Here is a 24,139-nt window from a genome sequence, read left to right as displayed (position 1 = left end):
TACGCCGGCCAGCACCGCCGCGACGATCGCCGTACGCCTGGAGCCGTCCCCGCACCACCGACCGTGAGTCACCCGACGAGCCTAGGGTGCGGCGGGGGGGGGGGGGGGGGGGGCCCCCCCCCCCCCCCCCCCCCCCCCCCCCCCCCCGCCGCCCTCGGGCATGCGGGCGTCACTCGTCCGCCGGGAACCTCGACACGTGCGACACCTTGCACTTCGTGTCGGCGGGCGCCTTGCCCAGGCCCTGCGCCTTCTGCTTCGACGTCTGTCCCGGCGCGAGCGCGCTCGCCGACGCGATTCCCTCGGCGACCCGGGTGCCGGAGTCGTCCACGAACTCGACCGAGATGATGTAGGTGGCCGCTGCGGCGGTCCCGTTCGTGATCTTCACGTCGACGGACGGCCACTCCGTGAGGGAGTCGATCGTGCACCGGGACAAGGTCACGTCCGCCTCGGCGCTCCTCGCCTCCGCCGCGGGGTCGTCGGTGGGTTCCACGGCGGGTGCCGGATCGGTCGGATCACTGCTCGCCGATGCCGTCGCCGCTGGTCCCCTCTCCCGGGCCGACGAGTCGGAACCGCCCCCCAGGGCCACGGTCAGCACGCCCGCGATCGCCAGGAGCCCGGCCAGTCCGCCCACGACGGACAGTGTGACGATCAGTCCGGTGCCGGACTTGCGGCGCGGCGGCGCGCCCCACACCGGGTCGGGTCGTGGTCCGTACGGCTGCTGCACCGGCGGAGGGTTCCACTGCGGAGGCTGTCCGGGCCCCTGCTCCGGCGGCGGTGGAAATGACATGTGATCCCCCCATGGGACATTCGGGCACGAAGGGTCAGCCTATGGCCTGACCAGGACCGCCGGTCCGCACAAACCTGGAGCGCCGGTCCCGCACGGCCCGGGAACGGGACGTGATCGTGCGCCAGTCATGGGTTCACCCTGGTCCCACCGCCACGAACCGGCGTTCGGACGAGGTGATCCGGCCGCTGCGGGCTGTCGCTGCCGCCCCCGGGAAGGCCGGATCCGCTGAGCGGCGGGAGCTGGGCGAAGGATCCGCGTCCGGTCGGCAGGTGCCTGGTCCTCCTCCCGTAGCCGGCTGGTCGCCCACACGCTGACCAGACCGGTCAGCACCAGGTAGCCGCAGGCCCACCACGGGTCGCCCGAGCCGGGAGCCAGGAGCGCGGTCATGATCAGGGGAGTGATCCCCGACGCGAAGACTCCTGACACCTGGTAGACGAACGACGTGCCCGTGTACCGGACCGGAGTGGCGAAGAGGGTCCCCTGGGCTCCGTAGAACGAGGCGTGCACCACCCCCAGGGTCACGACGAGCGCCGCCGCGAAGGCCCACGTGCCGCCGGTGCCGAAGAGCCAGAACGCCGGGAGGACGGAGACGGTGAAGGCGCTCATGCCCACGAGGTAGACCCTGCGGGCCCCCAGACCGCCCACCGGGCGGGCGACGAAGCCCACGGCGAACGTGGCGAACGCCGGCATCGTCCCGACCGTGCCGTCGACCGCGGGGAAGAACAGCTTGCCGAACACCAGCCCGGCGGCCGTGCTCCAGAGGAAGAAGTCGTACCACTCCACGGTGGTGCCGAGCAGGCTGGCCGGCACCACGGTCCTCAGCCGGCGGGGCGTCGGAGGCTGCTCGGGCTCCGGCCCGGCGTGCGGTGCCCGCGTGGGCCGGGGCGCCGCACTCATCGGCCGGCGAACGGGACGATGCCCGCCTCCGCCGCGTGCGGACCTGCCGGGTGCCGCCACAGACCGCGCTTCTCGAGCAGCGGCAGGACGCCCTCCCCGAACCGGTACGCCTCCTCCAGGTGGGGAACCCCGGAGAGGACGAACTCGTCGATGCCGAGCCGGTGGTACTCCTCGATCAGGTTCGCGACCTCCGTGTGGCTGCCGACGAGCGCCGTGCCGGCACCTCCGCGCACCAGGCCCACACCGGCCCACAGGTTGGGGTAGATCTCCAGGCTGCCGGTCTCCCCGCTGTTGTGCAGCAGGCGCATCCGCAGCTGCCCCTCGGACTCGCTGGTCGCCAGCCCCTGCTGCACCGCCTTGATCCGCTCCGGGTCCATGGCTTCCAGCAGCCTCTCCGCCTCGGCCCACGCCTGCGCGGAGGTGTCCCGGGTGATGGTGTGCAGCCGGATCCCGAACCGCACGTCCCGGCCTTGGGCAGCGGCCCGCGAACGCACCCGGTCGGTCTTCTCCTTCACCTGGGCCGGCGGCTCGCCCCAGGTCAGGTACACGTCCGTGTGGCGTGCCGCCACATCGATGGCGGCGGGCGACGACCCGCCGAAGTAGATCTCCGGCACGGGCTCCGGCAGCCTGCTCAACTTCGCCCCCTCGACCCGCAGATGCTCGCCGTGGTGGTCGACCGTCTCGCCCGCCCAGAGGCGCCCCACGATGTCCAGGAACTCCCCGGTGCGGGCGTAGCGCTGGTCCTTGTCGAGGAAGTCGCCGTACGCGCGCTGCTCGGCGGACTCGCCGCCCGTCACCACGTTGAGCAGCAGCCGCCCGTGCGACTGCCGTTGGTAGGTCGCGGCCATCTGCGCCGAGAGCGTCGGGCTGATCTGGCCGGGGCGGAAGGCCACCAGGAACTTCAGCCGTTCGGTGACCTGGGTGAGCATGGCCGTGGTCAGCCAGGCGTCCTCGCACCACGCGCCCGTGGGGGTGAGAGCCCCGACGAAGCCGAGCTGCTCGGCGGTGCGGGCTATCTGGCCGAGGTACTCGACGGAGGCGGGCCGGTCCCCGCCGGCCGAGCCGGGCGTGGATCCGTGGCCGCCGCCGACGACGTGCCGGCTGTCACCGGTCGTCGGCAGGAACCAGTGGAAGGTGAGGGCAGACATGAGGGCTCCCGAGGGGATGCGGAGGGGCCGCGTGCCGGGCGGACCGCGGCCGGGCGTGCGGCGGCGGCCCGGCCGCGTACGTTCGAATACGCGTCGGGGCACACGGAACGGCGGGAGGTGCGGGGGAGGGACGACGGCGGCGCGGTGCGTCGCGTCGTGGGGCACTGCGGACGTGCGGGAAGCCGGGGTGCGGGCGCCCGGGCTCACAGCCCTACGACTCCGGAGGTCCGGCAGGCGTCAGCGGCGACAGGTCGCGCTGGACTGGCGGCACAGGTCGACGTGCAGGCGTCCGACGAGGAAGTCGGCGGCATCGGTCATGCCAGGCATTGTGGTGGACCCGGCCCGCCCGGCTCAAGTTCGTCCGGACAGGAATGTCAGCAGGTGAGACGGCCGTCCGCGATGCCGTGACGGCGGTCGAGGCCGTCGCGTCCGCCCGAGCGTGCCCCGGCCGGCCTGCCCCGAGCCGGCCGGCGAGCGCCGTGACGTGTGCGGGCGGCTACCGACGCGCCGCGAGTGCGGCCCCGCCGTCCGCCGCTTCGTACGGCGTTGCCACGCTCCCCCCGTCCGCGCGGCGGCGTTGAGCTGCGGCGGGCGTCGTGCGGGTGTGAGGACCGTTGACAAAACTGTCACCTGCTAGAAACCTGTCACCTCAGCACCGCAAAATATTGACCAGATCACTCAAAAATCTAGGCGATTAGCGCGAGTTTTCCGGCAGATGGCCTGCTCTCCCTCCTGTCGGCGTCCCCGATCGTCCCCCTCGGTGTACCGGCAGCCCGTACCCGGCCGTCGCCGAACGTCCGGCGCCGCAGGACACGCCGTGCGTCCGGCACCGCGCCGCGGTGCCCTCCCGGTCCCTCGGCACCCCCGGAACAGAGGACAGCATGAGATGGAAGCAACTCCGACGGCGCCTCGTCGTCGGTGCGGTGGCAGCCGCGCTGATGACCGTCGGACTTCTGCCGACGGCCGCCTCGGCGGCCGTCCAGCGGACCGACCTGGCGCTCGGTAAGCAGGCGACGACCAGCGGGTCGCACGGTGCCTACCCGGCGTCGAACGTCACCGACGGCAGCCAGCAGACGTACTGGGAGAGTTCCGGCGCCCTCCCGCAATGGGTGCGGATCGACCTCGGCAACCGGTTCGACGTCGACCAGGTGGTGCTGAGGCTGCCGAACACCTGGGAGGCGAGGACCCAGACACTGAGCATCCAGGGGAGCGCGGACGGGAGCAGCTTCAGCGCACTCTCCGCCTCGGCGGCCCGGGCGTTCAGCCCTTCGACGGCCAACACCGTCACCGTCGGCCTCACCGCGAAGCAGGTGCGCTACATCCGGGTGCAGGTCACCGCCAACACCGGCTGGAACGCCGCCCAGCTCTCCCAGGTGGAGGTCTACGGCGACGAGGGCTCCGGCCCGCCGCCCGCGAACGGCTCCAACCTGGCGCTCGGCAAGCCGATCGAAGCCTCGTCGTACACACAGACCTATGCGGCCGCCAACGCCAACGACGACAAGGTCGGCACCTACTGGGAGTCGAACGGTCAGCCCGCGACGCTGACGGTCCGGCTCGGCGCCGACGCCGATGTCGAGGCGGTCGTCGTCAAGCTCTCCCCCGAACAGGCCTGGGCCGCCCGCACGCAGAGTCTCCAAGTGCTCGGCCGTGCCGGGTCGGCCACCGGCTTCACCTCGCTGAAGGACCGCGCCGACCACGCCTTCGACCCCTCCGGAAACCAGAACACGGTGACGATCCCGGTCAGCGGGCGGTACGCCGACGTACAGCTGAAGTTCTTCGCCAACACGGGTGCGGCGGGTGCGCAGGTCGCCGAGGTCCAGGTCGTCGGAACCGCGGCGCCCAACCCCGACCTGACCGTCTCCGGCCTGACGTGGTCGCCCACGGCGCCGTCCGAGAAGGACGACGTCGCAGTGAACGCGACCGTACGCAACACGGGCACGGCGGCCGCCGTCGCGACCGCCGTCGACGTCAGCCTGGCGGGCGTGGTCGCCGGAAGCGCGCCCGTGGGGGCCCTCGCCGCCGGAGCGTCGGTCACCGTGCCGGTCGCGGTCGGCAAGCGGTCGGCGGGCTCGTACAGCGTCTCGGCGGTGGTCGACCCGAGCGACACGATCGCCGAGCAGGACAACAGCAACAACAGCCGCACCGCTTCGTCCGAGCTCGTCATCGGCCGGAGCCCCGGACCCGACCTCGAGGTCCTGGGCATCACGTCGACTCCGTCCAACCCGGCCGTGGGCGCCGCAGTCACCTTCACCGTCTCCGTGCACAACCGAGGCACCGCCGCCGTGAGCACCTCGACGGTCACCCGCCTCCTCGTGGAGGGCACGACGCTGAACGGCGCGACCGGGGCCGTCCCCGCCGGAGGCACGGTCGACGTGCCCGTCAGCGGCAGCTGGACCGCGAAGAGCGGTGGGGCCAACCTCACCGCCACCGCGGACGCGACCGGTGTCGTCGCCGAGACCGACGAGAACAACAACGTCTTCTCGCGCGCCATCGTGGTCGGGCGCGGGGCGGCGGTGCCCTATACCGAGTACGAGGCCGAACAGGGCACCTACCAGGGCACGTTGCTCGAGTCCGACCGGAAGCGGACTTTCGGGCACACCAACTTCGCCACCGAGTCCTCGGGCCGCCGTTCCGTGCGGCTGAACTCCACCGGACAGTACGTCGAGGTCACCTCCACCGTGCCGTCGAACTCGATCGTGGTCCGCAACTCGATCCCCGACGCCCCCGGCGGCGGCGGAGCCGAGGCCACGATCAGCCTGTACGTCGACAACACCTTCGCCCGGAAACTGACCCTCTCCTCCAAGCACAGCTGGCTCTACGGCGACACGGACAGCCCGGAGGGCCTCACCAACCAGCCGCAGACGGACGCCCGGAGGCTCTTCGACGAGTCCAACGCCCTGCTCGGCCGGACGTATCCCGCCGGGACGAAGTTCCGCCTCCAGCGCGACGCCGGTGACACGGCGTCCTTCTACGTGATCGACCTCGTCGATCTGGAGCAGGTGGCGCCGGCGGCGGCCCAGCCGGCCGGATGCACCTCCATCACCGCCTACGGCGCCGTCCCGAACGACGGGATCGACGACACCGACGCCATCCAGCGGGCCGTGACGGCCGACCAGAACGGTGACATCGGCTGCGTGTGGGTCCCGCCGGGGCAGTGGCGGCAGGAGCAGAAGATCCTGACCGACGACCCGCTGAACCGGGGGCAGTTCAACCAGGTCGGGATCAGGGACGTCACCATCCGAGGCGCGGGCATGTGGCACTCACAGCTGTACACGCTCACCCAGCCCCAGAACGCGGGCGGCATCAACCACCCGCACGAGGGCAACTTCGGCTTCGACATCGACGACAACACGAAGATCTCGGACCTGGCGATCTTCGGCTCCGGCACCATCCGGGGCGGGGACGGCAACGCCGAGGGCGGAGTGGGCCTGAACGGCCGGTTCGGTGAGGACACCAAGATCACCAACGTGTGGCTGGAGCACGCGAACGTCGGGGTGTGGGTCGGCCGCGACTACGACAACATCCCGGAGCTGTGGGGACCCGGCGACGTCGTCGAGTTCACCGGCATGCGTATCCGCAACACCTACGCGGACGGCATCAACTTCGCCAACGGCACCAGGAACTCGACGGTGTTCAACTCCTCCTTCCGGAACACCGGTGACGACTCGCTGGCCGTGTGGTCGAGCAAGTACGTGAAGAACCCGTCGGTGGACATTGGCCACGACAACCACTTCCGCAACAACACGATCCAGCTGCCCTGGCGCGCCAACGGCATCGCGATCTACGGGGGTTACGGAAACACGATCGAGAACAACATCATCTCGGACACGATGAACTACCCCGGAATCATGCTGGCGACCGACCACGACCCGCTGCCCTTCTCCGGGCAGACACTGATCGCCAACAACGCCCTCCACCGAACGGGCGGGGCCTTCTGGGGCGAGGCCCAGGAATTCGGCGCCATCACGCTGTTCGCCGCCGGCCAGGACATCCCCGGCGTCACGATCCGGGACACCGACATCCACGACTCGACCTACGACGGGATCCAGTTCAAGTCGGGCGGCGGATCCGTGCCCGGAGCGCAGATCTCGCGGGTCCGCATCGAGAACTCCGTGAACGGGTCCGGAATCCTGGCCCACGGAGGCGCACGGGGCAGCGCGACCCTGACCGACGTGACCGTCACCGGCTCCGCCGACGGCGACGTCGTGGTCGAACCCGGGTCGCAGTTCGTCATCAACGGCAGCGCCGGGAAGGCGGCCGCCCGGAGGTAGGCCAGGTACCCGGACCGGGCACGAACCGGCCCCGGCCGACACGCCGTCGAGCGTGCCGGCCGGGGCAGCCGTGTTCGGGGAGGGGGAAGGGGGAGGGGAGTCGGACCGGACACGCGTAGGCACTCAGCCGGCGGGGACGATCGTCACCTCGGCGTGTTTCATGACCGGCTGATCGCTCTGCGCGCTGTGGTCGACGAGCGCGCACAAGGACGTTCATCTCGGGCATGTAGCCCGCCGCGCAGCCGCGTGGGATGTCGTAGGGGATGTCGAGGTAGCCGTTCAGGAACCGCCGGCCGCCGTCTCTCGGAGCGGGAGGCGGTGCAGGTCGTGCGGAACGCCGGCCTGGGCAACCTGATCTCCCAGCCCCCTCCCGGTCAAGGTCCGCACGCGGCACTCCACATGGCCACGGACGCGTCGGCCGGACTCGGCTCCGCCGTCCACGGTGGCCAGACCATGAGCGGTATGCCGTCGTCCACCGGCATGCTCGTGGCGCACCTGCTGGCAGCAGTCCTGTGCGGCCTGTGGCTCGCCCACGGGGAGCGGGCCGTCTTCCGCGCGGTGCGCGCCTTCGCGGGGCGCATCGGGGCGCCGCTCCGGATACTTCTCCGCCTCTCGGCGCCGCCGCCGCGGAAGGGGGCCGTGCCCGCCTGCCGTGACCGTTACCGCGGTGACGAGCCCGCCGCGCAACCGGGGGCGTACGTACACGGCCTCCCTGAGGCGCGAAGTCGTCAGCAAGGGGGCAAGGGCAAGGGGCGACGGGGGTGTGTGTCAGGCCGGATCGGAGGTGTCCTGGACGGGGGAGCCCTCGACACTCGCCCCCGGGGCGCCGCGGTCGGCGGCGGCGGGGCTGTGCGTGTGAAGCGGTGGTGCCTCCTCGGAGCCTCCTGCCCCGGCCCCCGCCGACGGGACGCGCAGGGCCAGCAGCGCGACGTCGTCACCACTGGGGTCGATGCGTTCGAGCAGTGCGTCCAGGAAGTCCTCGATGTCGAGACCGGCCAGGGCCGAGGCGTGCCGGCGCAGTGTCGCGAGCCCGGCCTCGATGTCGCGGGTGCGGCTCTCGACGAGACCGTCGGTGTAGAACAGCAGGGTGGAACGCGGCGGCAGGTCCGTCCGCGCGTCCGGCCACCCCAGCCCCATGTGCAGGGCGGAGCTGAGCCCCAGGAGCGGTCCGTGCCCCTCCTCCAGGAAGCGCGTGCGCCCCTCGGCCGTGACCAGCAGGGGCGGGGGGTGTCCGGCGTTGACCCAGTTCAGTTGCCAGGGGCCGCCCGACGGCCCCTCGACGCGGGCGAAGACACACGTCGCCATGGGGGCGTCGCTGGTGTGCGTCATCGCCTCGTCCAGGCGGCGCATGATCAGGCTGGGCGGTTCCGTCCGGTCCCAGGCCAGGGCCCGGAGCATGTTGCGGACCTCGGCCATGTGGGCGGCGGCCTTGAGATCGTGCCCGACGACGTCCCCGATGACCATCGTCAGGGCGCCGTCACCCAGCAGGAACGAGTCGTACCAGTCCCCGCCGATCTGCGCGGCTCTCTGGGCCGGCCGGTAGCGGGCCGCCGTCCGCAGGTGGTCGACCTGGGGCAGCGGGGTGAGGAGCTGGCGCTGCATCGTCTCCGCGACATGGCGCTGCTGCTCGAACAGGTCCGCCGCCTCCATCACGAGTCCGGCGCGTCGCGCGATGTCGGCCAGCAGCGCGAGCTCGGCCCCCGTGTAGGAGGAACCCGAGGCGGTCCGTGCCACTGTCAGCGCGCCGAAGACCTGCCGCCGGGTGTGCAGGGGCACCACGACCGCACAGGTTCCGCCCAGCCGGTCGAAGAGCTCGCGATGCGCGACGGCGAGCGGGGTGTCCGGCGGCTCCGCGAGGGCGTACGCGTCCAGCACGACCGGACGGGTACCCCGAAGGGCCTGCGCGACGGCCGAGCCCGATGACTCGGCCAGGGGCGGCAGCGGCCCGGTCAGCTCCCGGGCGGCACCGCGGTCGTCCCTGCTGCGGACGGCGACGCGCCGCATCCCGCTCTCCTCGCCGTGCGTGTGCACGTCGACGGCGACCCAGTCGCCCATCTCCGGCACCAGCAGCGCGGCCAGCCGGTTCAGCATCCGCGGCGTGTCAGCCGTGGAGATGAGGACCGTCGACACCTCCGCCACCATCGTCAGCCGGGCGGTGAGCTCCTCCAGCGCCGCCAGATGGGCGGCGGTCCTCTCGGCGGCGTCACGGTGCAGGCTGAAGTCGTGGAAGACGACCACCACGCCGTTCAGCTCGCCTTCGTGCCGCAACGGGGTGGCGGCCCAGATCACCGGGAGCAGGCTGCCGTCCCCACGCAGGAGGAGTTCCTCGCCGCCCTCGTCCGGCCGGCCGCTCTCCAGGACCGCGAGCAGGGCGCACCCGTCACGCGGGAGCGTGCTCCCGTCCTTCCCGCGGTGCAGCAGATCGTGCATGTCGTGACCGAGGAACTGCTCCCGCGCACGGCCGAGCAACTGCTGCGCCCGGGGATTGGACGCCGTGAGCCGGCCGGTGGTGTCGATGACCAGCACACCCGCGCCCAGGCTTTCGAACACCTTGCGCATGAGCCCGAGCTCCAGCGGCCCGTCCTCGTCCCTCATCGCACGGACCCCGCCGTCCCGTGGCGGCCGTACCCGGCCGGTTCCGGGGACACCACCGCGTCCGGATCGCCCGGCGGCAACCGCAGGGGCGGCACCCGGTCCCCCGCCGGGACAGCGGTCTGGGAGGTCATGCGCTGCCTTCCGATTCGACGGCCGGAGCGAGGCCCGGCCGCCCCATCGGCTCGGAGACCGGCGGGCACCCGTGGCACCGCGACGTGTGCCCATCATTCATCCGCCCCGTCCGTTCCGCCGCTCGGGAGGGCCGTCCCGAGTGCCGGATCCGGGGATGGCGGCCCCGCACCGGGGTACGCGACCGGGTGGCAGGGGCGAGTGCGGCACCTGTCAGGTGATCCGTCCGGTGGCCCGGACCTCCCGCCCGCGCCGCCGGGCCGCTCCGGGTGCGGGCGGTGGCGCGGGAACGGAGGATGCGAAGGGTGGCGAACCGCGCCGACCGGCCCCGTCGTAGCGACGAGCGACATCCGAGGGAGACAACACCATGGCGCCCGAACGATCCTCTTCCGGAAGCACCGGACCCCGCGACCCCGGGCTCGCCCTTCCCGTGGCCGAACGGGCGGGCTGGAGCGACGTGGACGTGCGGGCGGTGGACACCGTCCGGGTCCTGGCCGCCGACGCCGTCCAGAAGACGGGCAACGGCCACCCCGGTACGGCGATGAGCCTCGCGCCCCTCGCCTACCTGCTCTTCCAGCAGGTCATGCGGCACGACCCCACCGACGACCAGTGGCTGGGCAGGGACCGGTTCGTCCTCTCCTGCGGCCACACCAGCCTGACGCTGTACATCCAGCTCTACCTGGCCGGCTACGGCCTGGAGATGGACGACCTGAAGGCCCTGCGGACCTGGGAGTCGGCGACACCCGGCCACCCGGAGTACCGGCACACCAGGGGCGTCGAGATCACCACCGGTCCACTCGGCCAGGGCATCGGTGCGAGCGTGGGCATGGCCATGGCGGCACGCAGGGAGAGGGGGCTGCTCGACCCCGAGGCCGCCCCCGGCACCAGCCCCTTCGACCACCACGTGTACGTGCTCGCGTCCGACGGCGACATGATGGAGGGCGTCGCTTCGGAGGCCTCCTCGCTCGCGGGACACCAGCAGCTCGGCAACCTCGTGGTGTTCTACGACTCCAACCACATCTCCATCGAGGACGACACCGACATCTCGTTCAGCGAGGACGTCCCCGCCCGCTACGCCGCGTACGGCTGGCACGTGCAGACGGTGGACTGGACCCGTACGGGCGACTACGTCGAGGACGTCGACGCGCTGCTCGCCGCGATCGAGGCGGCCAAGGCGGAACGCTCCCGCCCCTCCCTGATCATGCTGCGCACGATCATCGGATGGCCCGCCCCGACGAAGCGGAACACGGGCAAGGCACACGGAGCGGCCCTGGGGGACGAGGAGGTCGCCGGCACCAAGAGGCTCCTCGGCTTCGACCCCGAGGAGTTCTTCCCCGTGGAGGACGAGGTCATCGCCCACACCCGGGCGGTCGGGGAGCGCGGCAGGGCGGCCAAGGAGGAGTGGCAGAAGGCCTACGAGGCGTGGCGCGGCGCCGCCCCCGAGCGGGCGGCACTGCTGGACCGGCTGAGGGAGCAGGAACTTCCGGACGGCTGGACCGACGCCCTGCCGGTGTTCCCGGCGGACGCGAAGGGCATGGCCACCCGCAAGGCCTCCGGCGAGGTCCTGACCGCCCTCGCCCCGGTGCTGCCCGAGCTGTGGGGCGGCTCGGCGGACCTCGCGGGCAGCAACAACACCACCATGGACGGGGAGCCCTCCTTCGTCCCGTCCGACCGGCAGACCGCCGAGTTCGAGGGCGGACCCTACGGACGCACCCTGCACTTCGGCATCCGCGAGCACGCGATGGGCGCTGTACTCAACGGCATCGGACTGCAGAGCCTGACCCGCCCGTACGGCGGCACGTTCCTCACGTTCAGCGACTACATGCGTCCGGCGGTCCGGCTGGGTGCCCTGATGAAGCTCCCCGTCACCTACGTGTGGACCCACGACTCGATCGGTCTCGGCGAGGACGGTCCCACCCACCAGCCCGTCGAACACCTCGCGGCCCTGCGCGCGATCCCCGGCCTCGACGTCGTACGACCCGGCGACGCCAACGAGACCACCGTCTGCTGGCGGACCGTCCTGGAGCACACCGACCGCCCCGCCGGTCTCGTCCTGACCCGGCAGAACCTGCCCGTCCTCGACCGCGCCGACGGCACCCACGCCTCGGCGGAGGGGGCGGCACGCGGCGCCTACGTCCTCGCCGACGCGTCCGGGGCAGCCCCCGACGTCATCCTGGTGGCGACGGGTTCCGAGGTGCAGATCGCCCTCGACGCGCGTACGCGGCTGGCCCAGGAGGGCCTGGCCGTGCGCGTGGTCTCGATGCCCTGCCGCGAATGGTTCGCCGAACAGCCGCTGTCCTACCAGGACGAGGTGCTGCCTCCCGCGGTGCGCGCCCGCGTCAGTGTCGAGGCGGCGGTGGGCCAGGGCTGGCGCGAGGTGGTCGGCGACGCCGGCCGCATCGTGAGCCTCGAGCACTACGGTGCCTCCGCGGACTACCAGCGGCTGTACGAGGAGTTCGGCATCACCGCCGAAGCCGTGGCCGCCGCGGCACACGACAGCATCCGGGACGCCGCGGAGGCTCCCCGGCCCGGCGGCCGCGGGGACTGAGCCTTCCGTGCGTGTCCGCCAGGACCGTCCTACGACGGTCCTGGCGCCCGGAGACGGTGCCCTTCCCGCCGAGCGGGAGGGCTCAGGCCATCTGGCGCCGCACCAGCTCATGGAGCTGCCCGCCCGTGTCCGCGAGGAGCTCGGCGGGCGGCCCCTGCTGGACGACACGGCCGTCCGCCATGACGATCACGCGGTCGGCGTCCAGCACCGTGGACAGCCGGTGCGCGATCACCACCCGGGTGGCACGCAGGGACCTCGTGCTCTCGATGACCGTGCGCTGGGTCTCGTTGTCCAGCGCGCTGGTCGCCTCGTCGAAGAACAGGATGCGGGGCCGCCTGACCAGGGCCTGGGCGATCATCAGCCGCTGGCGCTGCCCGCCGGAGATCGCGCCGCCGCCGGAGATCATCGTGTGCAGGCCCATCGGCATGCGCTTGATGTCCTCGGCGAGACCCGCCATGGCAGCGGCCTCCCACGCCTCCTCCTGGGTGAAGACCTCGGCGCCGCAGATGCAGTCCAGGATCGAGCCCGACAGCGGCTGGGCGTTCTGCAGGACGACCCCGCACTGCCGGCGCACAGCCGCCTGGTCCAGCGAGGTCAGATCCTGGCCGTCGTACAGCACACTGCCCGAGACGGGGCGGTCGAAGCCGATGAGCAGCCTCAGCAGCGTCGACTTGCCGCACCCGCTGGGTCCGACGATCGCGACGAACTCACCCGGCCGCACGGTCAGCGACACCTCGTCGAGGACCACCGGACCGTCGTCGGTGTAGCGGAAGGAGACGCCCCTGGCCTCGATCTCCCCGGACAGCGGGCCCGGCTGCGTGCTGACGCCGCGTACCTCGGGTGCCTCGTCGAGCACCGGCTTGATCTGCTCGAACATCGGCAGGACGGCGGCGGCGGACACGAACGCGCCGGTGAGCTGGGTGACAGCCGTCAGCAGCATCGTCACGGACGTGTTGAAGGTCAGGAACTCGCTCGCGGAGAGGGAGCCGCGGGCCGGACCCGCCAGCAGCATGAAGACGGCCAGCGAACACAGCGGCAGATAGACGGCGTTGAGCACCGTCGTCATGTTCTTGATCCGGCCGGCCCGCTTCTGCAGTTCACGGCTGCGGGCGAACTCCGCGGCCCATGCCCCGTAAGCGAAACTCTCCGCCGCGGCGACCCGCAGCTTCGGAAGCCCCCGCAGTGTCTGGAAGGCCTGGTTGTTGAGCTTGTTCCCCAGCACGACCAGCTTGCGCTGCCAGCGCAGTTCCCACATGCCCATCGTCAGGAACACCCCGGCGACGACCACCAGCATCGCGACGGCGGTGAGCGCCAGCGGGACGCTGAACCAGAGCAGCAGACCCAGGTTCACGGCCCCGAGCGTGCCCGCCTGTACCACCACGGGGCCGGTGCCGGACAGCACGCGCCGAATGGCGCTGACACCCATCGCGGCGCTCGCCAGCTCCCCGGTGGACCGCTCGGTGAAGAACCGCGTCGGCAGCCGCAGCAGCCGGTCCCACACCGCGGGCTGGAGCGTGCTCTCGACACGCCCCTCCATCCGCAGGATCGTGAGGTTCTGCAGCAGCATGAACGCGGCCGAGACCACCCCCGTGATGATCACCGCCAGTGAGACCCGCACGATGAGCCCGGTCTCCGCGTTGGGCACGTACACGCCGAGCACCCGGCCCGTCGCGATCGGCACCAGAGAGCCCAGCGCGACCGTCACCAGTCCGGTGAGCACCAGCCTGCGCAGATCGGCCCTGGTGCCGAACAGACCGAAGCGAAGCAGCTGCCACTTGCCCAACGGCCGCTCGGGCAAGGCCCGGTAGAACATCACCGCGCGATCCTCGAACTCCTCCGCGCACCCACCGTCCACACGGCTGCGCCGCCCGGTCAACGGGTTCACCGCCTCGTAGCGGCCCCGGCGCCACAGCAGTGCCACCGGCGCGCCGGACGCGGCCCGACGGCCCACCAGCGGACCGGAGTCCACCCGCCACCAGCGCCCGTCGAGCCGCACCGCTCGGGTCCGTACGCGGGAGGCGACGGCGACCCGCTCGACCGGATCGATCCGGTCGCTCACCGCACCGCCCGCGCCGGGCTCGGACAGGACGATCCCCGAGTCCCCGGCAACCAGACGGCAGGCCGCGTACACCGCGTCGTCCGAGGCGCCGGCCGATGGCGCGGAGCCCTTCCCGGAGCGGCCGATCGAGGTCAGGAGCGCCTGGTCGGCCTCCTTGCGGACGGCCTCACCCGCCTTCATCCCGGCCGCGGTCCGGTCCTCGTGCGCCCGCTCCAACTGCTCGATCCAGCGGTCCAGGGCCGACAGCAGGCGGTACTGCTGGTTGACCATCCCCTGCCACATCGCGGCGTCGACCAGCAGGTCGCCCGCCGCCTCCGCGCTGAAGGCGGCGCCGTACTGGACGTCCCCGGGCGACACCGGCAGCCACAGGACGTCGTCGTCACCGACCGGTTCGTCGACGGCGGTCCGTCCGTCCAGCGGCGCTTCGAAGAGAACACGCCGGCTGCGGCCCATGCCCAGAGAGAAGGCGTGCTCCAGCAGGCTCAGCGTCGCGTCACCGGTGTCGTAGTGGCTGCGGTACTGACCGTCCCAGGGCCCCTGGTCGGCGTACTCGGGCCGGTACAGCTCGCGCAGCGGGACCCGGCGCAGCGCGCACTGCTGGAGCGGTCGCCCCACCAGAGTGTGCTGCGGGCCCTCGACCGGACCCAGTACGAGGGCTCCGGCCTCCAGCCGGCCCAGGAAGTGCCAGTGCCCCTGCTCCGCCGCGTCCACCGCGAACAGGTCGAGGGCGCCGTCCACGACCAGCCACAGCACCTGCGGCCCCTCGAGCGAGAGACTCCGCAGTCCGGTGCAGTCCACCGGCGAGCCCAGTGCTCCCAGCGCGTCGATCACCGGGTCCCGCCCGGGAGCGTCGGCCCCGGCCGCGAGGGGGTGTACGGATGCCATTTCAGTGCTCCCTGACCAGCTCGGCGTACGGGCCTCCGGCGGCTGCCAGCTGCTCGTGCCGGCCGCGCTCCACCACCGTCCCGTGGTCCAGGACCACGATCTCGTCGCTGTCGCGCACCGTGCTCAACCGGTGCGCGATCACCACACAGGCGCAGCCGCGCCGCCGCAGGTTGTCGATGATGATCCGCTCCGTCTCGGCGTCCAGCGCGCTGGTGACCTCGTCCAGGACCAGGATGCTGGGACGGCGTACGAGGGCCCGGGCGATCTCCAGGCGCTGGCGCTGACCGCCGGAGAAGTTGCGGCCGTCCTGCTCCACCCGGCTGTGGATGCCCCGGGGGCGGCGGGCCACCACGTCGTACAGCGCGGCGTCCCGCAGTGCCTCGGTCACCGCGTCGTCCGGGACCGAGGGATCCCACAGCGCCACGTTGTCGCGGACCGTCCCCTCGAAGAGGAAGACGTCCTGGTCGACGAAGGACACCGAAGCGGCCAACGCACCCCTCGGGATGTCCTCCAGACGCTGCCCGTCGATGCGGATGACGCCCTCCCAGGGACTGTAGAGACCCGAGATGAGCCGCGAGACGGTCGACTTGCCGCTGCCGGAACCGCCGACCAGGGCGACCTGCTGCCCCGGACCCACCGCCAGCGAGAAGCCGGTGAGCAGGGGCTTGTCGAGCGGGCTGTAGCCGAAGGTGATGTTCTCCAGCGTCACATGGCCCTTGAGCCGACGGGTGCTCGCCGCGGGCTCGCGGCGTGAGTACAGCGCGTCGACCGGGAAGTTCTCGACGTCCTTCAGCCGGGCCACGTCGGCCGCGAAGTCCTGGATCCGCCCCGCGACCCCGTTGAGCCGGGTGACCGGCGCGGTGAACCGCGTCACCAGCGCCTGGAAGGCGACGAGCAGACCGATCGAGATGTGCCCCTCGACGGCCCTGAGCCCGCCGATCCACAGGATCAGCGCACTGTTGAGCGTGGCGAGGAGTGGCGCGACGACACCCAGCCAGGCGCTCGGGACCCCGAGACGCTGCTGCTCCTCCAGGGTGGTCGCGTGCTGCCCGGCCCACCGGCGGAAGTACCCGTTCTCGCCGCCGGTGGCCTTCATCGTCTCGATCAACTGGAGACCGGTGTACGAGGTGTTCGTCAGCCTGGCGCTGTCGGCCCGCAGCTTCTGGGTGCCGGTGGCCCGCAGCCGTACGACGATGCGCATCGCGACCACGTTGAGCAGGGCGATCCCCACTCCGACGACGGTCAGCTGCGGATCGTACGTCCACAGCAGGAACGCGTAGAGGAGTACGACGATGCCGTCCACACCCGCCGCCGTGAGATCCCTGGCGAGCGTCTCTGCCACCGCGTCGTTCGACTGCAGGCGCTGGACGAGGTCGGCGGGGCTGCGCTGGGCGAAGAAGGTGACCGGCAGCCTGAGCAGATGCCGGAAGAAGCGCGCGCTGCCGAGCGTGGACGAGATGATGCGCCCCCGCAGCAGGTTCGCCTGCTGAAGCCATGTCAGTACGACGGTGAGCGCCACCATGGTGCCCATCGCGCCGAACAGCACGCCGAGCAGTGAGGTCTGCCGGCCGATCAGGAACATGTCGATGTACGTACGGCTCAGGGCCGGCAGCGTCGCTCCGACGGCGACCAGGAGCAGGCTGGCCAGCAGGGCGACCAGCATCGTGCCCGTGGTGCCGCGCAGCCGGGCCGGCAACGCGGCCAGCACACCGGGCTTGCGGCCGCCGCGCCGGAAGTCCTCACCGGGTTCCAGCACGAGGGCGACCCCGGTGAAGCTGGTGTCGAAGTCCTCGGTCGGTACGAACCGCCTGCCCTTGTCGGGGTCGTTGATGTGCACGCCCCGCCGCCCGAGGCGGCGCCCCGTGCCGTCGTAGACGACGTAGTGGTTGAACTCCCAGAACAGGATCGCTGGGGCGCGCACCTCCGCCAGCGCGGCGGGCTCCATCTGCATTCCCTTGGCCCGCAGACCGTAACTGCGCGCCGCCTTCAGCACGTTGCTCGCGCGCGAACCGTCGCGTGAGACACCGCAGGCGATGCGCAGCTCCTCCAGCGGCACGTGCCGGCCGTAGTGGCCGAGCACCATCGCCAGCGAGGCGGCCCCGCACTCCACGGCCTCCATCTGGAGCACCGTCGGGGTGCGCACGGTCTTCGTGCGTCCGGGCCTCGGGGCCGGACGGGACCGGCGTCTGCCGCCAGGCCCGTTCTCGGGCCGGTGTCTGCCGCGGCCGGAAGGCGGCAACTGCTGTGCGGCGGGGGAGGGGTGAGGCGCGGTCACGGGAGGAGCCAATCGATCGGGCGCTGGTCGGCCAGCCGGACTGAGCCGTCGGCCAGGGTCATGGAACCGATCGCGTACGGAGGACCGTCGGCAGAGGACCACCGGTAGCCGGACTCCGTGGCGTCCGAGCGTTCGATCCGCACCAGGACCGCCGACGGCCGCCCGCGCCTGGAGAACTGGGCGCCCAGCTGTGCGTCGCCGAGGAAGCGGGTGATCTGCTGCTGTGTCTGCGCGGTCCTGCCGACGGCGGCCACCTTGCCGCGCAGCACCCCGTACTGCTGGGCGGGTACCGACTGCACCTTCAGGTCGACCCGGGCGCCCACGGGGACCGAAGCGGCGGAGCCGCCGGACACGTACAGCAGGACGACCAGCGGATCGTCGGGGCCGTCGATCCGCTCGACGCTCGCCACGTCGGCGCCGGTGCCCACGACCGCGCCGATGGTGGCCGTCACCGAGGTGAGGCGGCCGGGGTCGATCGTCCGGACGACCTTGTCACCCTTCTCCGTACGGACCGTGAGCAGTGGGGCGTCGGCGGGGAGGGTCTCGCCCTCGTCGGCGAGCACCTCCGTGACCTGGCCGGCGACCGGGCTCTGCAGGACGTAACTGCCGCGGGAGTGCGTGAGGATGCCGGGGGCGTCGAGTGTGCTCGCGACCGAGCCCGTCATGGCCCAGAAGCAGGCCGCGCCCATCACGGCGACGGTGACGCAGAGGACGAGCAGGCCTTGGGGTCGGGCGAAGCGCACCGGCAGATCGAGCTGTTCGGGCGACTGCAGCTTGGAAAGCGCCTGTTGGCGGAACTGCATGAAACTCTTCCCTCACCTGTCGACGGTCGGCACCGAGCCCCGGAACCGACGGGTTCCGGGGCTCGGCGGGGTGCTGCCGTCTCTCAGAGACCGGCGGTGAGGCCGGTGGCCAGGCCGGTGACCGCGCCCGTGTTCACACCGGTGGCCGACTCGACGAGACCCGTGACCGAGCCGACGACGCCGGAGACGGGGACGATGCCCTCGACGGTGCCCGTGACGTTGCCCGCGAGGCCGCCGATGAGGCCGCCCGAGACGTTGTCGAGGTCGTTGTCGGAGATCTCGGCGGTCTCGACCTGGGGGGTGTAGTTCATGATGAGCGCCCTTCGTATGGAAATTGCTTCTGTACGGAAACCCGGTGGTGCGGCCTCCGTATGGGCCAGGATCAAAGCACGCACGCACCTCGCGCAGCCAATCGAACTGCGGCGGATCCGTAGTTGTCGGCGCGCTTGAATCTTCTTTCGTGCAGAAGTGTTCATTTCATGGCGGCAGTTCCTTCACGAGCTTCACCGGATGGATTCCTGCCGGTGCGACCGAGCGCCTCCCAAGTGGGCACTCCTGTCGCAAACTCCCCGCGCATCGGTCTGGACCAGGCATTTCGTGTCCGCACGCGTGATCGGTGTGCGCATGCCGTGTGCAGATTTCCCGGGATCGGGAGGCCGGCTCAATTCCGGTCGAGGGCGTGATTCATGGAGAACGGGTTCGGAAGCTATCGCTATTCACGAGAGCGTAAAAGGTGAGTCGGTCTCTATTTTCTGTGCCCTTCGAATGGTGGTCGGCGACCCATTTATGAAGTGTTTTCCGGCAGGTGTGCCCGTGATGCGTTCCTGTCTCCGGAGAGGTGGAGGACCTGTGTCGCGCTGTCGCGTTCCGGTGTGGACGCGAAGGGTGGGGCGAGTCCGTCCGGAGGTGCGGGCGCTGTGTGAGCCTCCGAAGTCGATTCATCCGATGAAACGTGTGCACCACCCTTCACCCCGGCGGTGCGCGGCGCTAGCATCGTGGTGCTCGATGGGAGCGCTCCCACCCTTTGTCGGCCCTGTATCGCCGCTGAGCGGCGTACCAGCTCGGAGAGGACGTTTCCGTGCACTTGAGCGCCAGACCCGTCGCCGTCCTGTTGGCGGCACTAGCCCTGACCGCCGGGTTGTCGGTCACCGGACCCCCGGCCTTCGCGCGTTCCGACGAAGGGCGTGACACGGCCCAGGCATCGGATGTGTCGATCGCGGCGGACACCTACACCTGGAAGAACGCACGGATCGACGGCGGTGGCTTCGTGCCGGGCATCGTCTTCAACCGGTCCGAGAAGAACCTCGCCTACGCGCGCACCGACATCGGCGGCGCGTACCGGTGGGACCAGGCCGGCAAGCGGTGGACGCCACTGCTGGACTGGGTGGACTGGGACCGGTGGGGCTGGTCCGGTGTGGTGGGCCTCGCCTCCGACACCGCCGACCCCGACAAGGTCTATGCCGCCGTGGGCACGTACACCAACAGCTGGGACCCGACGAACGGGGCCGTGCTGCGCTCCTCGGACCGCGGCGCCTCATGGAAGGCCGCCACGCTCCCCTTCAAGCTCGGCGGGAACATGCCGGGACGCGGGATGGGCGAGCGGCTCGCGGTCGACCCGAACAAGAACTCCGTGCTCTATCTGGGAGCCCCCAGCGGCAACGGGCTCTGGAGGTCCACGGACTCAGGGGTCACCTGGTCCGAGGTGACCGCCTTCCCCAACCCCGGCAACTACGCGGCTGACCCGTCCGACACCAGCGGATACGGCAGCGACAACCAGGGCATCGTCTGGGTGACGTTCGACGAGCGTTCCGGCAGCGCGGGCAGCGCCACCCAGGACATCTACGTGGGTGTCGCCGACAAGGCGAACACCGTCTACCGCTCGACGGACGGCGGCGGCACCTGGTCCCGGATCCCCGGCCAGCCGACCGGCTACCTCGCGCACAAGGGCGTACTCGACTCGGCGACCGGCCACCTCTACCTCACCCTGAGCGACACGGGCGGGCCGTACGACGGTGCCAAGGGGCGGATCTGGCGGTACGACACCGGGTCCGGCGCGTGGAAGGACGTCAGCCCGGTCGCGGAGGCGGACACCTACCACGGCTTCAGCGGGCTCTCCGTCGACCGGCAGGAACCCGGTACCCTGATGGCCACCGCCTACAGCTCGTGGTGGCCCGACACCCAGATCTTCCGCTCCACCGACAGCGGTGCGACCTGGACGAAGGCCTGGGACTACACCAGCTATCCGAACCGATCGAACCGCTACACGCAGGACGTCTCCTCGGTACCCTGGCTCAGCTGGGGCGCCACCCCCTCCCCGCCCGAGACCTCACCCAAGCTGGGCTGGATGACGGAGGCCCTGGAGATCGACCCGTTCGACTCTGACCGGATGATGTACGGCACGGGCGCGACGGTCTACGGCACCGAGAACCTCACGTCCTGGGACTCAGGCGGCCGGTTCACCATCACACCCATGGTGAAGGGGCTGGAGGAGACGGCCGTCAACGATCTGGCGAGCCCGCCCTCGGGCGCGCCGCTGCTGAGCGCCCTCGGCGACATCGGCGGCTTCCGGCACACCGACCTCGACGCGGTGCCCGCCATGATGTTCACCTCGCCGAACCTGGACTCGACCACCAGCCTGGACTTCGCGGAGACGGCCCCCGGTACGGTCGTCCGGGTGGGCAACGCCGACGCTGCCCCGCACATCGGCTTCTCCACCGACAACGGCGCCAACTGGTTCCAGGGATCCGAGCCTTCGGGGGTCACCGGAGGAGGCACCGTCGCCGCCGCCGCGGACGGCAGCGGATTCGTCTGGAGCCCCGAAGGCGCGGCCGTGCACCGGACCACCGGCTACGGCAACTCCTGGACCCCCTCCACCGGGATCCCGGCAGGCGCGACCGTCGAGTCGGACCGGAAGAACCCCAGGAAGTTCTACGGATTCAAGGCCGGCACGTTCTACGTGTCGACCGACTCCGGCGCGAGCTTCACGGCGAAGGCGACCGGGCTCCCGGCCGAAGGCAACGTCCGTTTCAAGGCGCTGCCCGGTACCGAGGGCGACATCTGGCTCGCGGGCGGCGCGTCGACCGGGGCGTACGGGCTCTGGCGCTCGACCGACTCCGGCGCCAGCTTCACGAAGTCCTCCGGTGTGGACCAGGCGGACAGCGTCGGCTTCGGCAAGGCAGCCCCAGGGGCTTCGTACCAGAGCGTCTTCGTCAGCGCGAAGATCGGCAACGTACGCGGCATCTTCCGTTCCACGGACGCCGGGGCCACCTGGACGCGGATCAACGACGACGCGCACCAGTGGGGCTGGACCGGTGCCGCGATCACCGGGGACCCGCGGGTGTACGGCCGGGTCTACGTCTCGACGAACGGCCGCGGCATCCAGGTGGGGGAGTCCTCGGGCACCGGCGGCGGAGGCACGGATCCGGACCCCGGTCCGGGCGGTCCCCCGGCCGATGCCGACTGTTCGGTGACGTACGAGGTCACCAACCAGTGGGCCGGTGGCTTCCAGGCCGACGTGACGGTCACGAACACCGGCAGCACCTCCTACGACGGCTGGCAGCTCGGCTGGACCTTCCCCGGAGGCCAGAAGGTCACCCAGATGTGGAACGCCACGCACCAGCAGGACGGCGCGAAGGCCACCGCGAGGAACGTCGCCTGGAACGGCGAGGTGGCGCCCGGATCGTCCGCGGGCTTCGGCTTCACGGGCACCTGGACGGCCACGAACGCGGAGCCGGGCGCCTTCACGGTGGACGGTGAGGCCTGCGCCGTCGCCTGATCCCGGGGGTCGGCGCGGACCAGGGGGCCGCGCCGGCCCACACGGGGTGAAATGGACATATCGCCCATGGTGTGCTGCATTTGAGTGACCTGATCTCACCCTGGGAGGCACCGGTGGTGGACGTCGACGTGCTGATCGCGGGCGCTGGTCCGGTCGGGCTGACCGCGGCGGCCGAACTGTGCCGGCGTGAGATCTCGTGCCGGGTCGTGGACCGGCTCCCCGGACGGCTGCCGTACGCCAGGGCCGTGGGCGTCCAGCCCCGAACGTTGGAGATCTGGGACCGGATGGGAATGATCCGCGAGGCCATGGAGGCCGCCGTCCCGATGCGGGGACAGCTGACCTACGTCAACGGCGAGGAACGGGCGCGGATCGACCTGGACCTCCCCCCGGAGATCCCGTACCGCTTCGCCGCCCTCCCGCAGTACGAGACCGAGCGCCTCCTCGAGGACCTCCTGCGGCGCTGGGGAGGGCACGTCGGGAGAGGCACCGAACTCGTCTCCTTCGAGCAGGACCTGGGCGAGGTCAGGGCCGTCCTCCGTGCCCCGTCCGGCGGCCGGGAGGAGGTGACGGCCCGCTACCTCCTGGGCTGCGACGGCGCCCACAGCGCCGTACGCAAGGGGCTCGGACTGTCCTTCGAGGGTGGAGCCCTCCCCGAGGAGTACATGCTGGGCGACGTCGAGGTCGACTGGGACCTGCCGGCCGGGTACGGCGTCCGCTCCACGCACGTCGTCGACGGCCGGACGGACGACCTCCTCGTGTGCATCCCGCTGCCCGGCGATCGCCGCTACCGGATGTCGATGCGCACCCCGCCCGAACTCTCCGGGGCGGGAGGCGCCGGCGCCGACGGGGTGGCGCACGGCCTGAGCGGTGAGAAGGGCCCGCTGCCCGGTATCGAGCACATCCAGGCGGTGCTTGGCCGGCTCTCACCGCGGCCCACGACCGCCTCCTCGCTGCGCTGGTCCTCGGTCTTCCGCATCAGCCACCGGATCGTCGACCGCTACGGCGCGGGGCGGGTGTTCCTCGCCGGTGACGCCGCGCACATCCATCCGCCCACCGGCGCCCAGGGGATGAACACCGGCATCCAGGACGCCTTCAACCTGGCGTGGAAACTCGCCGCGGCCGTCCGGGGCCACGCCGGCCCCCGACTGCTGGAGAGCTACGACGCCGAACGACGGCCCGTCGGGGAGGAAGTCGTGGCGCGGACACTCCGCCACGCCCGGACCGGCGTCGGGGGCGAGGCGGAGGCGCCCGCGACGCTGTTGCTCCGCGAGGCCCAGCTCCTGCTCGGCTACCGGGACAGCCCTGTCGTGGGGCCGGGCGGCGGGGCCCGGGACGGGCCGGCCCCCGGCGACCGGGCGCCCGACTGCGGCGGCCTCCTGTACGCGCTGGGGGCCTTCCCCGTACGGCTGTTCACCCTGCTCAGGGAACGGGACCACACTCTGCTGCTCTACGCGGACGACGAGGACCGGGCGGCGGCGTTCGACGAGATCGCGTCCCTGGCCCGTCACGCCGGGCACGGCATGCTGAACAGCTGCGCGGTACTCGGCTCCGGGGTACGTGCCCCGGCGCTGCGTATCCCCGCGGTCCACGACGGAGCCGGCGAGTTCCGCCGCGTCTACGGCGCGCGGGGTGGTGAGGCGTTCCTCGTGCGGCCGGACGGCCACCTCGGGCTGCGTACCGCACCTGCGGACGGGCCGGAGCTGTCGGCCCATCTGGCCGTGCTCCTCGGTACGTGAAGCGGGGATCCGGCAGCGACCGGCTGCCGGACCCCCGCGTAGTGGGTGAGCTGAGCGCCGCTCACCTCACCTCGTCTCGCCTCAGGGGAAGGACACCACCTGGGACGGGATGGTCGACGTACCGGAGGTCGGTGCTCCGGTGTTGTTGATGACGTGTTCGTACTGTCCTTGGCCGCCGAGGGAGACGACGAGGAGGTCGTGGAACTTGACTCCGGGTTTGACGGGTGCCTG

Annotated in this window: 13 protein-coding genes; 4 read left to right on the top strand and 9 right to left on the bottom strand. The window is 71.5% G+C overall.

Annotated features, from left to right (window positions below):
- Nucleotides 1-169: 169 nt before the first annotated feature.
- From ACI2K4_RS35970 to ACI2K4_RS35955, 4 genes are all read right to left on the bottom strand, one after another.
- Complete coding sequence (locus ACI2K4_RS35970) at nucleotides 170-724, bottom strand: FxLYD domain-containing protein (RefSeq protein ID WP_363305217.1); 555 nt, start codon at nucleotides 722-724, stop codon at nucleotides 170-172.
- Nucleotides 725-826: 102 nt separating this feature from the next.
- Nucleotides 827-1,684: a hypothetical protein gene (locus ACI2K4_RS35965; RefSeq protein WP_404517603.1), complete on the bottom strand. Its 858-nt coding sequence runs from the start codon at nucleotides 1,682-1,684 to the stop codon at nucleotides 827-829.
- Nucleotides 1,681-2,832 (bottom strand): LLM class flavin-dependent oxidoreductase, encoded by a 1,152-nt coding sequence (locus tag ACI2K4_RS35960; protein ID WP_363305219.1) that lies wholly within the window; start codon nucleotides 2,830-2,832, stop codon nucleotides 1,681-1,683. Before ACI2K4_RS35960 ends, ACI2K4_RS35965 begins: the two co-directional genes overlap by 4 nt.
- 237 nt (nucleotides 2,833-3,069) lie before the next feature.
- Nucleotides 3,070-3,150 carry a putative leader peptide gene (locus ACI2K4_RS35955; protein ID WP_404517604.1) on the bottom strand — a complete coding sequence of 27 codons (81 nt, stop codon included), beginning with the start codon at nucleotides 3,148-3,150 and terminating at the stop codon, nucleotides 3,070-3,072.
- 563 nt (nucleotides 3,151-3,713) lie between these two features.
- On the opposite strand from ACI2K4_RS35955, the gene ACI2K4_RS35950 reads away from it, so the two are divergent.
- Nucleotides 3,714-7,103 carry a CARDB domain-containing protein gene (locus ACI2K4_RS35950; protein ID WP_404517602.1) on the top strand — a complete coding sequence of 1,130 codons (3,390 nt, stop codon included), beginning with the start codon at nucleotides 3,714-3,716 and terminating at the stop codon, nucleotides 7,101-7,103.
- Between the two features lie 768 nt (nucleotides 7,104-7,871).
- On the opposite strand, the gene ACI2K4_RS35945 is transcribed toward ACI2K4_RS35950, so the two are convergent.
- The gene (locus ACI2K4_RS35945; RefSeq protein WP_363305222.1) at nucleotides 7,872-9,698 is read right to left on the bottom strand and encodes a SpoIIE family protein phosphatase; all 1,827 of its coding nucleotides are present in this window, start codon (nucleotides 9,696-9,698) and stop codon (nucleotides 7,872-7,874) included.
- Between the two features lie 496 nt (nucleotides 9,699-10,194).
- Here ACI2K4_RS35945 and tkt point away from each other — a divergent pair, with 496 nt between their 5' ends.
- On the top strand, nucleotides 10,195-12,375 hold the full coding sequence (gene tkt / locus ACI2K4_RS35940; RefSeq protein WP_404517601.1) for a transketolase: 2,181 nt from the start codon (nucleotides 10,195-10,197) through the stop codon (nucleotides 12,373-12,375).
- A gap of 82 nt (nucleotides 12,376-12,457) precedes the next feature.
- On the opposite strand, the gene ACI2K4_RS35935 is transcribed toward tkt, so the two are convergent.
- From ACI2K4_RS35935 to ACI2K4_RS35920, 4 genes are all read right to left on the bottom strand, one after another.
- Nucleotides 12,458-15,319, bottom strand: a complete 2,862-nt coding sequence (locus ACI2K4_RS35935) for an NHLP bacteriocin export ABC transporter permease/ATPase subunit (RefSeq protein ID WP_356535611.1) — start codon at nucleotides 15,317-15,319, stop codon at nucleotides 12,458-12,460.
- A gap of 1 nt (nucleotide 15,320) precedes the next feature.
- Nucleotides 15,321-17,462 carry an NHLP family bacteriocin export ABC transporter peptidase/permease/ATPase subunit gene (locus ACI2K4_RS35930; protein ID WP_404517600.1) on the bottom strand — a complete coding sequence of 714 codons (2,142 nt, stop codon included), beginning with the start codon at nucleotides 17,460-17,462 and terminating at the stop codon, nucleotides 15,321-15,323.
- Nucleotides 17,463-17,590: 128 nt separating this feature from the next.
- Nucleotides 17,591-18,397 carry an HlyD family efflux transporter periplasmic adaptor subunit gene (locus tag ACI2K4_RS35925; protein ID WP_404517599.1) on the bottom strand — a complete coding sequence of 269 codons (807 nt, stop codon included), beginning with the start codon at nucleotides 18,395-18,397 and terminating at the stop codon, nucleotides 17,591-17,593.
- 83 nt (nucleotides 18,398-18,480) lie between these two features.
- Nucleotides 18,481-18,708 (bottom strand): type A2 lantipeptide, encoded by a 228-nt coding sequence (locus tag ACI2K4_RS35920; RefSeq protein WP_356535614.1) that lies wholly within the window; start codon nucleotides 18,706-18,708, stop codon nucleotides 18,481-18,483.
- A gap of 767 nt (nucleotides 18,709-19,475) precedes the next feature.
- On the opposite strand from ACI2K4_RS35920, the gene ACI2K4_RS35915 reads away from it, so the two are divergent.
- Both ACI2K4_RS35915 and ACI2K4_RS35910 read left to right on the top strand, forming a co-directional pair.
- On the top strand, nucleotides 19,476-22,172 hold the full coding sequence (locus ACI2K4_RS35915) for a cellulose binding domain-containing protein (RefSeq protein WP_404517598.1): 2,697 nt from the start codon (nucleotides 19,476-19,478) through the stop codon (nucleotides 22,170-22,172).
- Between the two features lie 71 nt (nucleotides 22,173-22,243).
- Nucleotides 22,244-23,908, top strand: a complete 1,665-nt coding sequence (locus ACI2K4_RS35910; protein ID WP_404517597.1) for an FAD-dependent monooxygenase — start codon at nucleotides 22,244-22,246, stop codon at nucleotides 23,906-23,908.
- Nucleotides 23,909-24,139 lie beyond the last annotated feature (231 nt).

The sequence above is a fragment of the Micromonospora sp. NPDC050397 genome, from assembly GCF_044901685.1.
In the GTDB taxonomy this organism is placed as follows: Bacteria; Actinomycetota; Actinomycetes; order Mycobacteriales; family Micromonosporaceae; genus Micromonospora_G.
This window is presented reverse-complemented; position numbering and strand designations above follow the sequence as displayed.